The sequence below is a fragment of the Aurantiacibacter sp. MUD11 genome (assembly GCF_026967575.1).
In the GTDB taxonomy this organism is placed as follows: Bacteria; Pseudomonadota; Alphaproteobacteria; order Sphingomonadales; family Sphingomonadaceae; genus Alteraurantiacibacter.
The window spans coordinates 1,111,374-1,125,396 of sequence record NZ_CP114054.1; the positions used below are offsets into that span (position 1 = coordinate 1,111,374).

Annotated in this window: 11 protein-coding genes; all 11 read right to left on the reverse strand. The window is 67.1% G+C overall.

Annotated features, from left to right (window positions below; genetic code table 11):
* Positions 1–115: 115 nt before the first annotated feature.
* The 11 genes from OZN62_RS05590 to mraY all read right to left on the reverse strand — a co-directional run bounded on the left by OZN62_RS05590 (position 116) and on the right by mraY (position 14,015).
* Entirely contained in the window at positions 116–1,678 is a 1,563-nt protein-coding gene (locus OZN62_RS05590; RefSeq protein ID WP_269101779.1) for a tetratricopeptide repeat protein, read from the reverse strand.
* 63 nt (positions 1,679–1,741) lie between these two features.
* Complete coding sequence (ftsZ, locus tag OZN62_RS05595; protein WP_269101780.1) at positions 1,742–3,484, reverse strand: cell division protein FtsZ; 1,743 nt, start codon at positions 3,482–3,484, stop codon at positions 1,742–1,744.
* Positions 3,485–3,579: 95 nt separating this feature from the next.
* Positions 3,580–4,866 (reverse strand): cell division protein FtsA, encoded by a 1,287-nt coding sequence (gene ftsA / locus OZN62_RS05600; RefSeq protein ID WP_269101781.1) that lies wholly within the window; start codon positions 4,864–4,866, stop codon positions 3,580–3,582.
* Complete coding sequence (locus OZN62_RS05605; RefSeq protein WP_269101783.1) at positions 4,866–5,831, reverse strand: cell division protein FtsQ/DivIB; 966 nt, start codon at positions 5,829–5,831, stop codon at positions 4,866–4,868. The genes ftsA and OZN62_RS05605 overlap by 1 nt, the downstream gene beginning before the upstream one ends.
* Positions 5,831–6,790: a D-alanine--D-alanine ligase gene (locus OZN62_RS05610; RefSeq protein WP_269101785.1), complete on the reverse strand. Its 960-nt coding sequence runs from the start codon at positions 6,788–6,790 to the stop codon at positions 5,831–5,833. The genes OZN62_RS05605 and OZN62_RS05610 overlap by 1 nt, the downstream gene beginning before the upstream one ends.
* Positions 6,791–6,793: 3 nt before the next feature.
* Positions 6,794–7,624 (reverse strand): UDP-N-acetylmuramate dehydrogenase, encoded by an 831-nt coding sequence (gene murB, locus OZN62_RS05615; RefSeq protein WP_269102114.1) that lies wholly within the window; start codon positions 7,622–7,624, stop codon positions 6,794–6,796.
* Positions 7,625–7,749: 125 nt separating this feature from the next.
* Positions 7,750–9,171 carry a UDP-N-acetylmuramate--L-alanine ligase gene (murC, locus tag OZN62_RS05620; protein WP_269101787.1) on the reverse strand — a complete coding sequence of 474 codons (1,422 nt, stop codon included), beginning with the start codon at positions 9,169–9,171 and terminating at the stop codon, positions 7,750–7,752.
* Complete coding sequence (gene murG, locus OZN62_RS05625) at positions 9,168–10,367, reverse strand: undecaprenyldiphospho-muramoylpentapeptide beta-N-acetylglucosaminyltransferase (protein WP_269101788.1); 1,200 nt, start codon at positions 10,365–10,367, stop codon at positions 9,168–9,170. Before murG ends, murC begins: the two co-directional genes overlap by 4 nt.
* Positions 10,364–11,587, reverse strand: coding sequence for an FtsW/RodA/SpoVE family cell cycle protein (locus OZN62_RS05630; protein ID WP_269101789.1), 1,224 nt, complete (start codon positions 11,585–11,587; stop codon positions 10,364–10,366). Before OZN62_RS05630 ends, murG begins: the two co-directional genes overlap by 4 nt.
* Entirely contained in the window at positions 11,584–12,945 is a 1,362-nt protein-coding gene (gene murD / locus OZN62_RS05635; RefSeq protein WP_269101790.1) for a UDP-N-acetylmuramoyl-L-alanine--D-glutamate ligase, read from the reverse strand. Before murD ends, OZN62_RS05630 begins: the two co-directional genes overlap by 4 nt.
* Entirely contained in the window at positions 12,942–14,015 is a 1,074-nt protein-coding gene (mraY, locus tag OZN62_RS05640; RefSeq protein ID WP_269101791.1) for a phospho-N-acetylmuramoyl-pentapeptide-transferase, read from the reverse strand. The genes murD and mraY overlap by 4 nt, the downstream gene beginning before the upstream one ends.
* Positions 14,016–14,023 lie beyond the last annotated feature (8 nt).

Sequence of the window (14,023 nt, forward strand, 5' to 3'; positions counted from 1 at the left end):
GGCAACCATGATCCGTGCAATCGCCTACCCCCAATTGGTCGGGCAAAAGTGATTTTGCCTGTTGGCAAGATGTGAACAAGCCTCTGGATAGCTTGGGGGCAAGCCTGCGGAAAAATCAATCAAGCGATTGAACTTCCTCGCCTTCCTGACTGCTGAAGCGGAAGGTATCGACGCCGGCGGCGGCCAGCGCGCTGACCTTTTCCTGCGCTTCGCGGGCGCTGGCATAGGGACCGGTGAGCAAGCGGTTGGTCTGCCCCCAGCGGGCCACAAAGGGCTCCGCTCCGTCGAGCAACCCGTCCGCATTGCGCACGATGCGGCGCCAGTCGAACCGGAAAGCGGAAGTGTCCTGCCCGGTCGCCACCTGCACCCAATGGCGCGCCGGATGTGCCGGAGGCGGCGGTTCGGCGGGCGCGGGCGATTCGCGCGGCGGCTCGATCGTGGTGATGTCCACGGCCCCGGCAGCCGAGGGTATCTGCGCATTGTCCAGCGAGAAGTCGGCAAAGGCCTCGGCCAGATCGACAACTTCGGGTTCCGGCTCCGGCGCGGGCTGCACGATCTCCGCTTCGGCGGGCGCGGAACTGACCTGCGAATTGGGGAGGTCGAGCAGCGAGAACGACGGCTCCGCGGCTGCCACTGGTGGCAGTTCACCTTCTCCGGCAGGTGCCGCGGCAACTTCTTCCGGTTGCGTCGTGGATTGCATCTCTGGTTCGGCCACGGGCTGCGGCGCAGGGACCTGGGCCACGGACGTGGCTGGCTGGTTCAGCGGCGGCAATTCGCCAGAACCGGCAGCCGGTCCCAAAGGCTCCCCGCTTGGGCGCAGGCGTTCGACGGCGCTGCGCCGTTGCGGCGCCGGTGCGGTCTGTTCGGTGCTCTGTGCCAGCGCGGCAATCGCCGGCGTGTCGCGGCCAACTTCGTTGGCAGCGGGAAAGCGGCCGAGGTTGGCGGCCGCGGCCTGCTGCGCGCGGGTGAGGTTGGGCATGTATCGCAGGTAGGGAGCAAGCCGCATGGCAAGGCGCTGCGGCAGCATCGTCTCGGTGATCGCAATGGCCTCCTCCTCGCGCCCCTGGATGGCGAGCGCGAAGGCACGGGTGCGATAGGCAGCGCGATCCTGCCGCTGCAGCAGCGGCAGCAACGTGGCCTCGGCCGCGTCGGCATTGCCGCCGATGGCATAGGACAGCGCCAGCCGCCGCAGCACCTCGGGCGTTTCCCGCTGGGATAGGGCCAGGCGATAGAGCCGCTGCGCGCGGTCGTTGCGCCCCACCAGATCGTAGGCGAGGCCACGCTCGGCAGCATAGGGCGCCATCGGCTCTCCCGCCGCGTCGGCATTCTCGAACAGCTGGAGCGCCGTCACCGGCTCCCCGCGACGCACGGCGACCAGCGCCAGCCCCACGAGGACGCGGCCGTCCTCCGGGGCGACATTCTGCGCCCTGGTGAAGAATCCCCGCGCGGCCTCCACATCGTCGAGGTCCAGCGATGCCCGGCCAGCCGCCACCAGCGCGGGAACGCTTTCCGGATTGCGCGAGAGGCGGCGCAGGGCGTCGTTCAGCGTTTCCGTCGCCGGATCAGGCAATTGCTGGACGATTTCCTGCGCACCGGCAGGCACCGACCCGACAGGCAGCAGGCCTGCCGCGACACCGCTGGCAAGCAGGGCAAGGAATTGCAGACGCGATCGATTCATCTTTCGCGCACTATACCGGCCTCGCTGAACGAGGCGAGAATGCTTTGCTGCAACTTGTCGCGGCTACTGGTTGTTCTGTCGTCCGAGGAAACGCGGGATGCGCACCGAACCGCCATCATCGTCGTCGTCCTCGTCGTCGTCAGCGGCAGGTGCCTGACGTGACAGGTTGGCCATCCGTTCGAACAGTGTGCTGCCGCTTGGCGGGGCACCGCCACCGCCGCCCGAACCGCCAGCCGGAGCACCACCGCCACTTGCCGGAGCCTCTTCGCCAGCGCCCTGGTCTTCCGAGACGCCTGCCGCACCCAGCATGCGCGCACGGCGACCGCCCTGCGGCTGGACCGGCTCGTCCGCCTCGGCAAGGCGGCTGGCATCCAGCAGCAGTTCGTCCTGGTCGGGCGTATCCTCGGCAACGGGTTCCTCTGCCGGGGCCTCTTCGACAGGCTCCTCGTAAGCGGCCTCGTCGGTCAGTTCGAAGGTCGAATCCGGTGCCTCCTCCGGTTCGGCACCATAACCGGTCGGCTCTTCCGGAGCCTCTTCCGGTTCGCCGTAGCCATCGCTCTCGTCGCTGCCGTAGTGGCTGTCGTCAGCCGGCTCGACCAGCTCCTCAGCGTCGCCCTCGTCGCCGAAAGCTTCGGGTACGGGAGCAGGTGCAGCTTCCTCTTCGACCGCTTCCTCGACCGAACCGAGGTCCAGCGTATCGTCGTCATCGGTGGCGGAGAAATCATCCTGTCCGTCATCCTCGACGGCGGTGTCGTCCACCGGAATGGCGAGGCCTGGCGTACGCGGCCCGCGCGAGGCCGACAGGTCCAGCGGGCGGGATTCTTCCTGCGGCAGCTGGCCGGTCTGCTCGATACCGGTGGCAACCACGCTGACGCGGATCTTGCCGTCCAGTTCGGGATTGAAGGCCGAACCCCAGATGATGTTGGCTTCGGGATCGACCAGCTCGCGAATGTGGTTGGCGGCTTCGTCGACTTCCAGCAGCTTCATGTCCTCGCCGCCGATGATCGAGATGATCACGCCCTTGGCGCCCTGCATCGAAACGCCATCGAGCAGCGGGTTGGCGATGGCATGCTCGGCGGCTTCCAGCGCGCGATTGTCGCCTTCGCCCTCGCCGGTGCCCATCATGGCCTTGCCCATCTCGCCCATCACCGAACGTACGTCGGCAAAGTCGAGGTTGATCAGGCCCGGCATCACCATCAGGTCGGTGATCGAGCGGACGCCCTGCTGCAGCACTTCGTCTGCCAGCATGAAGGCTTCCTTGAAGGTGGTTTCCGCCTTCGCCACCAGGAACAGGTTCTGGTTGGGGATGACGATCAGCGTATCGACGTGCTTCTGCAGCTCCTCGATGCCGCTTTCGGCAGAGCGCATGCGTCGCGTGCCTTCGAACAGGAACGGCTTGGTCACCACGCCGACCGTCAGGATGCCCTTGTCGCGGGCGATCTTGGCGATGACGGGCGCGGCGCCCGTGCCGGTGCCGCCGCCCATGCCGGCGGCGATGAATACCATGTTCACGCCTTCCAGCGCGCGCTCGATATCCTCGACCGTTTCCTCAGCCGCGGCGCGGCCGACTTCGGGGCGCGAGCCGGCACCGAGGCCCTGGGTGATATCCGGGCCCAGCTGGATGCGATGTTCGGCGGCCGAGCTGTTGAGCGCCTGCGCATCGGTATTGGCGACGATGAAGTCGACACCCTCGATCTCGGCCTCGATCATGTTGGCAATGGCGTTGCCACCGGCACCGCCCACGCCGATCACGGTAATCCGCGGGCGCAGCTCCTCCACCGAAGGCGGGCCAATATTGATGCTCATCTCGTCTTCTCCTCGGCAGGCCTAGGAATTCTGCCAATCGTATCTTTGCCATAAAGGCTGAAAGTAAAGGATAAGAGGTATCTCACTATCCACAGCTAGAAATACTCGCGCATCGCGCCCCAGATACGGACCAGCGTGGTTAACGGCCCATAGCTGGACGTACGCGTGAACCGGGATCCGATGGCGCGGATGTCGATCGGGTCCTCGGCGGCATAAAGCACGAGGCCCGTCAGGGTGGCGAAACCGGGCGTCGTGTGCGCTTCGGGCAAGCCGCGCAGCGCCGCCGGCTTGCCGATGCGGGCAGGCACGCCGAGCACGCCTTGCGCATAGTCGGCCAGGCCCGCCAGTTCCGCGCCGCCGCCGGTAATGACCACCTGCCGCGCGCTGGAGCCCGGTGCGCTGCCGGTAAAGCCCATTGCATCCAGGGCCTTGGCAACGTCGCTCATCAGCATGTCGAGCTCGCCGGTGATGACACTGATCAGCTCGGCCCGCGGCACCTGACGCGGCGTACCCGTAGGCGCGGCGCCGTCCTCGCTGGGGTTGGCGACCGGAATCATCTCGCGATGGTCCGTCGGGCTGGCGATGGCCGATCCGGAAACGCATTTCAGCCGCTCGGCCTGGAAGCGCCGGACGGAAAAGGCCGAGGCGATGGCATCGGTGATGTCGCCCGAACCGCGCGGGATGGCAGTCAGCCCTACCAGCATACCACCGGCATAGACCGAAACATTGGTGACTTCGCCGCCCAGTTCCACCAGCGCCACACCAAGATCGCGTTCTTCGACCGTGAGGCAGGCATACCCGGTGGCGAGCGGAGAGGCGACGACGCCTTCGACGTCGAGGTGGGCATTCTGCACCGCCTCGGTGAGGTTTCGCACCGGTGCGCCGTCGGCGAGCATCACGTGCACGTCCACGCCCAGCCGGTCCGCGTGCAGGCCCTTGGGGTTGGAGACGCCGTGCGCGCCATCGAGGAAATAACAGGCCGGCTGCGCGTGCAGCACCGTGCGGCCATCCGGCTCCAGGCTTTCGCGCGCGGCGACCAGCAGCGCCTCGATGTCCTCTTCCTCGATCCGGCGACCGCCGATGCCGATCTCGACCGGGCGGATTTCGCTGGCGAGGCCCGCGCCCGAACAGCCGATCCACACGGAATCGACACTGGTGCCGGCCAGCTTCTCGGCCCGCTCCAGCGCGTCGCGCACGGCATAGGTGGCGGCGGCCATGTCGACCACATAGCCGCGCTTGATGCCCTGGCTGGCGCGATGACCACTGCCCAGCACCTGCATCTCGCCACCTTCGGTCAGCGCGGCGATGATCGCGGACACGCGGAAGGAACCGATGTTCACCGCGCCGAATACGCGGGCGATGCGCTGTTGTCCCGTCGCCATCAGGCTTCCCCTTCCTCTTCGGCTTCTTCGGCTTCTTCAGCCTCTTCCGCCGGTTCATCCTGTTGTTGCAGCTGCAGCTCCTGTTGTTCGGCCCGTCCCGGCACGCGCATGTACATGCGCGGCGGGTTGCGCATGTCGAAGCTGACCACCTCGCCGCCGATCAGGCGGTGCACGCCATCGGCCTGAGCGAAACTGATCAGCGCGGCGGCGGCCCGGTCCGACCCTTCGGGCAGCGCCAGCCGCTGGTCCGTCTCGAAGGTCAGGTTCCAGCGCCGGTTGCCGACCCATTCGGCGCCGGTAACGCGGCCCTTCAGGGCAGGCGCGGCGTCGAGCAGGCGCTCCAGTGCCTCCACCTGCGATTGTGCGCCCGGCCCCTCGATCAGCAGGTACTCGGCGGCATCGCTGGTCGAGATCGGTTCCAGCTCCACGCCCGAAGGATCGATCAGCACCAGCCGGTCGGCGCGGCGCAGCACGGCGTGCGGTTCGCGCTCGATGATGTTGACCACCAGCACGTCGGGCAGCTGGCGTGAGACGCGGGCATCCTTCACCCACGGCAGGGTCAGCAGGTCTTCACGCAGTCCTTCGGTATCGACGCGCGTCATGGCGAGATTCTGCTGGCCGAACGCCATCTCGTAGATGGTGTTGACGTTCATCCGCTCGACGCCCTGCGGTTCGACGTGGCGTAGCTTGAAGCCGGCATTGCTGGCCATGTGCGCCACCTGATTGGCCGCGACCGTCGTCGCGCCGGAAACCTGCGCGACGAATACCGCCAGCGCCACGGCCCCGCCCAGGATCAGCACGGTGAAGGCTCGCTGCACCTGCTCGGTGGTAAACGGTAGCAGCGCCAACGCACGGCCCAGCAGCGACTGGCCCTTGTTGCGCGCCGAGCGGACCTTCCGCGTGGTGCCGGCCTTGCGCGCCTGCCGCCGTACGCCCTGCGTCTTGCGGGTGTTCTTCCTGGCCATCAGCCCAGCTTCCCCGCGCGCCGTAGCGCGTCCTCGACGATCAGCTCGCACAGCTGCGGGTATTCGATGCCGCAGGCCTTGGCCTGTTCGGGCACCAGGCTGAGCGGGGTCATGCCCGGCTGGGTGTTGGTTTCGAGCAGGAACAGGCCTGCTTCGCCGCGTTCGTCATCCCAGCGATAGTCCGACCGCGAAACGCCCTCGCAGCCCAGCCGCTGGTGCGCCTGCAAGGCATATTCGAGGCACAACCGCTCGATCTCCGGCGGCAGGTCCGCCGGGAAGATGTGCTGCGTCCGGCCCTCGGTGTACTTGTTCTCGTAATCGTAGAACCCGCTGGCGACGATCAGCTCGGTCACCCCGAGCGCGCGCGGCCCCTCACCGGTGTCGATCACCGCCGTGGTCAGTTCACGCCCGCGAATGAAGGGTTCGGCGAGCAACTGCTTGAAGTCCTGCCACGGCCCCTTGGCATCGCGGCTGATAGGATTGCCGCAATCGCTGTCATCGGTGACGATGGCCACGCCCACGCTGCTGCCCTCGTTCACGGGCTTGAGCACATAGGGCCGCGCGACCGGATCGCCTTCGTAGAGTTCTTCCGACTTCACTACGCGGCCACCGGGCATAGGGATGCCGTGCGGCACCAGCGCGTGCTTGGTCAGTTCCTTGTCGATGGCGATGACCGAGGTGGCGAGCCCGGCGTGGGTATAGGGAATGCCCATCAGGTCGAGCATGCCCTGCACCGTGCCATCCTCACCCGGCGCGCCATGCAGCGCGTTGAACACGACGTCCGGCGCGGCCTCGCGGATCTTCGCGGCCACGTCGCGGTCCATGTCGAGCCGCGTCACGCGGTAGCCAAGGCTTTCCAGCGCATCGGCCACGCCCTTGCCCGACATGAGCGAGACTTCGCGCTCATTGGCCCAGCCGCCCATCAGGACGAGGATGTGGGGGGATCCCAGACGCGGCATGACTTACGGCCTCCCCACGCGCTGGATTTCCCATTCCAGCGTCACACCGGTCTTCTCCGCCACGCGGCGGCGAACTTCTTCGCCCAGCCCCTCGATATCGGCGCTGGTGGCATCGCCGGTGTTGATCAGGAAATTGGTGTGCTTCTCGCTCACTTGCGCACCGCCCATCTTCAGGCCGCGGCACCCAGCCTCGTCGACCAGTTGCCAGGCCTTTGCGCCTTCGGGATTCTTGAACGTGGAGCCGCCCGTCTTGGTACGCAGCGGCTGCGATTTCTCGCGCTCTTCGGCGATCCGGTCCATTTCCGCGCCGATTGCCGCCGGGTCGCCGGGCACGCCCTTGAAGCGTGCGGCGACCACGATGGCGCCATCGGGCAGGCGCGAGTGGCGATAGGAATATTCGAGGTCTTCCACCGGCAGGGTAACAAGGTTGCCGCCGGGCAGGACCACGTCGCAATCGACCAGGATGTCGGCCACCTCGCGGCCATAGGCCCCGCCGTTCATGCGCACGAAGCCGCCGACCGTGCCGGGAATGCCGCGCAGGAATTCCATCCCCGCGATCCCCGCATCGCGCGCTTGCGAGGCGACGAGGATGCCGGGCGCACCGCCACCGCATTCGAGCACGCAATCGCGCTTCACCTCGACGCAGGAGAACGGCTTGCCCAGCCGCACGACCACGCCGGGAACCCCGCCATCGCGGATGATGAGGTTGGAGCCGAGACCCAGCGCCATCACCGGCGTGCCGGGCTCCAGCTTCGACATGAAGGAAACGAGATCGTCGAGGTCGGCAGGTTCGAACAGCCAGTCGGCCTTGCCGCCGCTCTTGAACCAGACCATCTTGGCCAGCGAGGCGTCCGCCGTCAGCGTGCCGCGCACGTCGCGCGGCACGAAGCCGCTGCCGCCGGCGCCCTCGGCCGAACCGGGCGCGCCACTGACCCACAGGTTTTCACCGGGCTGCCGCGTCATGCGCTGTCTCCCGCACGGTATTTGGCAACTTCGTCGGCCAGTCCCGCGGCCCACTTGGTGATATCGCCTGCACCAAGGCAGACGACGATATCGCCGGGTGCCAATTCCTCGGCTAGCCGCTGCGCAAGGTCGTCCGGGCCGGTTACCGGCATGGCATGGCGATGGCCGCGTGCCTTCAGTCCGGCGACCAGCGCGTGTTCGTCCACGCCCTCGATCGGGTCTTCACCGGCAGTATAGACCGGGGCGGCGTAAACCAGGTCAGCGTCACTGAAAGCGCCCTGAAACTCCTCCAGCAGGTCGCGAAGGCGGGTGAAGCGGTGCGGCTGCACGACGGCGATCACGCGCCCCTTGGCGGCGTCGCGCGCAGCGGACAGCACGGCGCGGATTTCGACCGGGTGGTGCGCGTAATCGTCGATCACGCGAATGTCCGGCTCGATCGTGCCGACGTGGGTGAATCGCCGCCGCACTCCGCCGAAGCGCGAGAAACCCTCGCGGATCGTGTCGGGTTCGCAACCCATCTCCAGCGCCACGGCAATTGCCGCGCAGGCATTCTGCACGTTGTGGCGGCCGGGCATGGGCAGGGCGATATTCTCGATGCGCAGCTCGCTGCCGTCGCGATTGGTCTGCACCGCGTCGAAGCGCGTGGTGCCGCCGTCAGGCGCGATGTTTTCCGCCCGCACGTCGGCATGGGGGCTGAAGCCATAGGTGATCACGCGCCGGTCGCGGACCTTGGCGATGACATTCTGGACTTCCGGGTGGTCGATGCACAGCACCGCCGCACCATAGAAAGGCACGTTTTCGATGAACTGAACGAAGGCGTCCTTCACCGCTTCGAAATCGCCGTAGTGATCGAGGTGTTCGGGATCGATATTGGTGACCACCGCGATGGTGCCGTCGAGCCGGAGGAAGGAGCCGTCGCTTTCGTCGGCCTCCACCACCATCCACTCGCTGTCACCCAGCCGCGCGTTGGAACCATAGCTTTCGATGATGCCGCCGTTGATCACGGTCGGGTCCACCCCGCCCGCGTCCAGCAGCGCGGCGACCATGCTGGTGGTGGTCGTCTTGCCATGGGTGCCGGCGACGGCAACCGTGCGCTTCAGGCGCATGAGTTCGGCCAGCATTTCCGCGCGGCGCACCACGGGGATGCGCGCTTCTAGTGCGGCGGCGACTTCGGGATTGCTCCGCTTCACCGCTGTCGAGGTAACAACCACGGCGGCATCACCAAGGTTGGCCGCGTCGTGGCCGATGGTCACCTTGATGCCGCTGTCGCGCAAGGCCTGAACACGCGCGTTCTCGGCCATGTCGCTGCCCTGCACCGTGTAGCCGAGGTTGGCCATGACTTCGGCAATGCCGGACATGCCGATGCCGCCGATGCCGACGAAATGGATGGTGCCGATATCGGTACCGATGGCCTTCATTCGGAACGCTCCCGCGCGGCGCCCTGCCCCGCTTCGACGTCCTGCGTCGCACCGCGGGCATTGTTCGAGCCGACGCGGATGACGTCCATCATGTCCGCCCCGCCAAAGCTCTCGACCAGGTCGGCAAGGTCCTTCGCCGCATCGGGGCGGCCGCAATTCCATGCCGCGTGGGCCGCATTGGCCAGCGTTTCCGGGCGCTGCGCCATGGCGTTGATCTGCTTGGCCAGTTCCTTGGCCGTGAAGCCATGTTGGCGGATCGAGCGCGCACCGCCGGCCTTCACCACTTCGCGAACATTAGCCGCCTGGTGATCGTCGGTGGCAATCGGCAGCGGTACGAGGATCGCCGGACGGCCGACCGCCGTCAGTTCGGCAATGGTCGAGGCTCCCGCACGGCCGATGAACAGGTGCGCATCGGCGAGCCGCGCGGCCATGTCCTCGAAATAGGTGGCCAGTTCGGCGGGAATGTCGTGATTGGCGTAGCGCGCGCGCACGGCGTCAAGGTCTTCCGGGCGGCACTGCTGCGTTACCTGCAGGCGCGCACGCAGGGCAGGCGCGAGCATCGAGAGGCCATCGGGCACCACTTCGGAAAGCACCCGCGCACCCTGGCTGCCACCGGTCACCAGCACGCGGAACAGGCCATCCTCGGTAAAAGCCGGGAACGGTTCGTCGCGCAGGCTCAGCACGCCGGGGCGCACCGGGTTGCCGACCAAGTGCGTCTTCGCGAGGTGCTTGGGCTTCAGCCGATCGACATCGGGGTAGGACGTGGCGATCGCGTTGACGCGGCCCGCCAGCAGGCGGTTCACCCGGCCCAGCACGGCGTTCTGTTCGTGGATGACGGTGGGAATATCCATCGCCTTCGCGCCTAGCAGCGCGGGCAGCGCGGGATAGCCGCCGAAACCAACCACCGCGCTCGGCTCGAAGCTCTCGTACAGCTGGCGCGACATGCGCCGGCCTTCCATCACCGACTTGATCGCGCCCGGCCAGCGCAGCGGGTTCTTGCCGAAGCGCCCTGCGGGCAGGACATGGGCGGGGAGGAAATCGGGCTTGCCGGGAATGGCCGCCCCGCGCTCGTCGGTGATCAGCGCGACGTGGTGGCCACGCCGCTCCAACTCATGCGCCAGCGCGAACGCAGGGGTCAGGTGACCACCGGTGCCTCCGGCAGCCAGCACGAAATGGCGAGACGATGCCGCCGTCATTGCCCGTCCTCCTTTTCCAGCGCATCGCGCACGTCGAACGGTTCGCGCGCGAGGAAGGGGTTGCGCCGCGTTACCGCGAGCAGCAGCCCCATGGTGAAACACTGCGCAATTGTCGAGGAGCCACCATAGCTCACCAGCGGCAGAGTCATGCCCTTGCTGGGGAAAAGCTGCAGGTTGACGAGAATATTGATGAACGCCTGCCCGCCGAACAGCGCGATCAGCCCGCTGGCGGCCAGGATGATGAACAGCCGGTCCTCGTCCACCAGCCGGATCAGTACGCGCAGGATGATCGCGAGGTAGAGCATCACCACGATGGCGCAGACGATCAGGCCCAGCTCTTCCCCGATGACGGAGAAGATGTAGTCGGTGTGCGCTTCGGGCAGGCGCATCTTGTTCTCGCCCAGCCAGAAGCCGCTGCCGGTCCAGCCGCCGCCGGTCAGCGTGCGGTTGGCAAGGTCGACGTGATCGTAGGCAGAGGGTCCGCCGAAGAAGGAATCGATGCGGTTCCGGGCGTTGTCGTAGGTGAGATAGGCCAGCAGCATGCCGGCTATCCCCGCGCCCATCAGCATGCCGATGCGCTGCAACGGCAGGCCCGCCAGCATCACCATCACCAGCCATGCGCCGATGAACAGGATCGCCCCGCCCAGGTTGGGCTGCGCCAGCATCAGCACGGTGATGAAGCCCACCAGCCCGGCGGAAATGCCGATCACCGGCAGCTTGGGGTCGCGCAGTTTCCACGACAGGATCCAGGCCATGGTCACGGCGAAGGCGGGCTTCAGGAACTCGCTCGGCTGCACGCCCAGGCCGAAGCGGATCCAGCGTTTCGCGCCGTTCACCTCGTAGCCGATGAAGGGCACCAGCATCAGCAGCACCAGCATCGCCCCGGCGAAAACGATCGTGCCCCGCCGCAGCAGTTCGCGCGGCACCAGCGAGGTGCCGACCAGCACCAGCAGGCCGAGAGCCTGCCAGCGGATATGCGCCCAGAAGAAATACAGGTCGGGCAGCGTTTCCTCCGCCGTCGACAGGCGATGCGCACTGGCCGGCGAGGCCGCCGCCACGGACAGCGTGCCGACCGCCATCAGCAGCAGCACGAAGAACAGCAGCCAGCGGTCGATCTCGCGCCACCAGATGCGCAGTTCGCGCTTGCGATCCTGCGGCAGGTTCGGCGGGCGCTTGGGCTTGTCTCCGGCGCGCGGGATATAGAGCTGCGAAGTGCTCATGCCGCCGACCTCGCATCGAAGCCGCATTCGACGGGGGTCGCGTTGCAGCCGATCTGCGCGGCCAGTTCGCGGAAGGTCTCGCCGCGCGCCTCGTAGTCGCGGAACTGGTCGAAGCTGGCGCAAGCCGGGCTGAGCAGGATGACGTCCCCGCAGTCGGCCGCGGCCACTGCGCGGCGAACCGCCTCGGCCATCAGCTCGCAGCGTTCGACCCGCACGTGCGGCTCCAGCAGGTCGGCGAACATCGGACCGGCCTCGCCGATGGTGTAGGCGCAGGCGACATTGCCGAAATGCGGCTTGCAGTCGTTCAGTGTCGGCTCTTTCGCCAGTCCGCCGCAGATCCAGTGGATGCGCGGCCCCGCGCCTTCGGGCGGATAGGCCGCCAGCGCCGGGGCGGTGGAGGCCGGGTTGGTCGCCTTGCTGTCGTTGACGAAGAGGACGCCGTTGCAGCTACCCATCCGCTCCATCCGGTGCGGCAGGCCGCCAAAGCTGGCGAGGCCCTGGAGCACCTGTTCGCGGGTGAGGCCCATGCGCTGCGCCAGCGCGGCGGCGATGGCGGCGTTCTGCAGGTTGTGCGGGCCTTGCAGGCTCGGCCAGTCCTGCTGGTGGGGCTCCCATGCCCAGGCATCGACGCAGACGGCATTGCCTTCCGGACGCCGGGCCGCCTCGGCCTGTTGCACCGCGCTGGTCGGCGCGTCCTCGCAGCCGAACACGGCGAACTGGTCGACACCCTGCATCGCGAACAGCCGCCCCTTGGCAAAAGCATAGGCGGCAAAATCGTCATAGCGATCGAGGTGGTCGGGGGTGATGTTGATCAGCGCCGCCGCGTCGCAGGCCAGCGAGCGCGTGAGGTCGATCTGGTAGCTGGACAGCTCGAACACGTAGACGCCGCCCGCTTCCAGCGGCTGCTGCCCCAGCACGGGCAGGCCGATGTTGCCGCCCAGGCGCGCAGGCACGCCCGCCTGATCCAGCAGGTGATGCGTCAAGGCGGTGGTGGTCGACTTGCCGTTGGTGCCGGTGATGCCGATCACCCGGTGCGCGGGCAGTTCCGGCCGGGCAAGCGCGAACAGCTCGATGTCGCCGATCACGGGCACGCCGGCAGCGGCGGCGCGCGCGGCAATCGGATGGGTGTTGAGCGGCACTCCGGGCGAGACGACAATCCCGTCGAACCCGACCAGTTTGATCTCCAGCGGGTCCGCCAACTCAGCGCGACCTGCCAGTTCCTCGCGCGGTTCCTCGCGCCGGTCCCAGGCCGTCACCTCGGCGCCGCTGGCCAGCAGCGTTTCCACCGTGGCCATCCCGGAACGGGCGAGCCCGAGCACGCAGTATTTCTTGCCGGAAAAGACCTTTGCCGTGATCACCTGAGCTTCAACGTGGCGAGCCCGATCACGGCGAGCACGATGGCAATGATCCAGAAGCGGATCACCACCTTGCTTTCGCTCCAGCCGAGCTGTTCGAAATGGTGGTGGATGGGAGCCATGCGGAAGATCCGCCGGCCGGTGCGCTTGAACCAGAAGACCTGCACGATCACGCTGACCGCCTCCAGCACGAACAGGCCGCCAATGATGGCGAGCACGATCTCGTGATGGCTGGCCACGGCGATGGCGCCCAGCGCGCCACCAAGGGCCAGCGAGCCGGTGTCGCCCATGAAGACCGCGGCCGGCGGGGCGTTGTACCACAGGAAGGCAAGGCCGGCGCCCATGATGGCGGTGCACATGATGGCCATCTCGCCCGCGCTGAGCACGTGCGGGATGCCGAGGTATTCGGAGAAGTCGGCGCGGCCGACGAGGTAGCAGATCAGCGCGAAGGCACCGGCGGCGATCACCACCGGCATGGTGGCAAGGCCATCCAGCCCGTCGGTCAGGTTCACGGCATTGCCCGCGCCCACGATCACGATCGCGGCAAACGGGTAGAAGGCCCAGCCCAGTTCCACCCCGCCGCCGAAGACGAAGGGCAGGTACAGCTCGGTCGAACCCACTTCCTGCACGATGATCCAGGTGGCGATACCGGCGACGATGAATTCGCCCAGCAGGCGCACCTTGCCCGGCACGCCCTTGTGGCTGCGCTTGGTGACCTTGTCGAAATCGTCGAGGAAGCCGATCGCGCCAAAGCCCAACGTCACGGCGAGACAGGCCCACAGGAACGGGTTGGAAAGGTCCATCCACAGCAGCATCGACACGGTCAGCGCCGTAAGGATCATCAGCCCGCCCATGGTGGGGGTGCCAACCTTCTTCTGGTGCGACTCCGGACCGTCGGCGCGGATCGGCTGGCCCTTGCCTTGCCGCACGCGCAGCATGCTGATGAAGCGCGGGCCGATGATCAGGCCGATCAGCAGCGCGGTCATCATGGCCGCGCCGGCGCGGAATGTCTGGTACCTGACGAGGTTGAAAATTCCTTCGAATTCAAGCCATTCTGCGAGAAAATAGAACATGGGCGCGC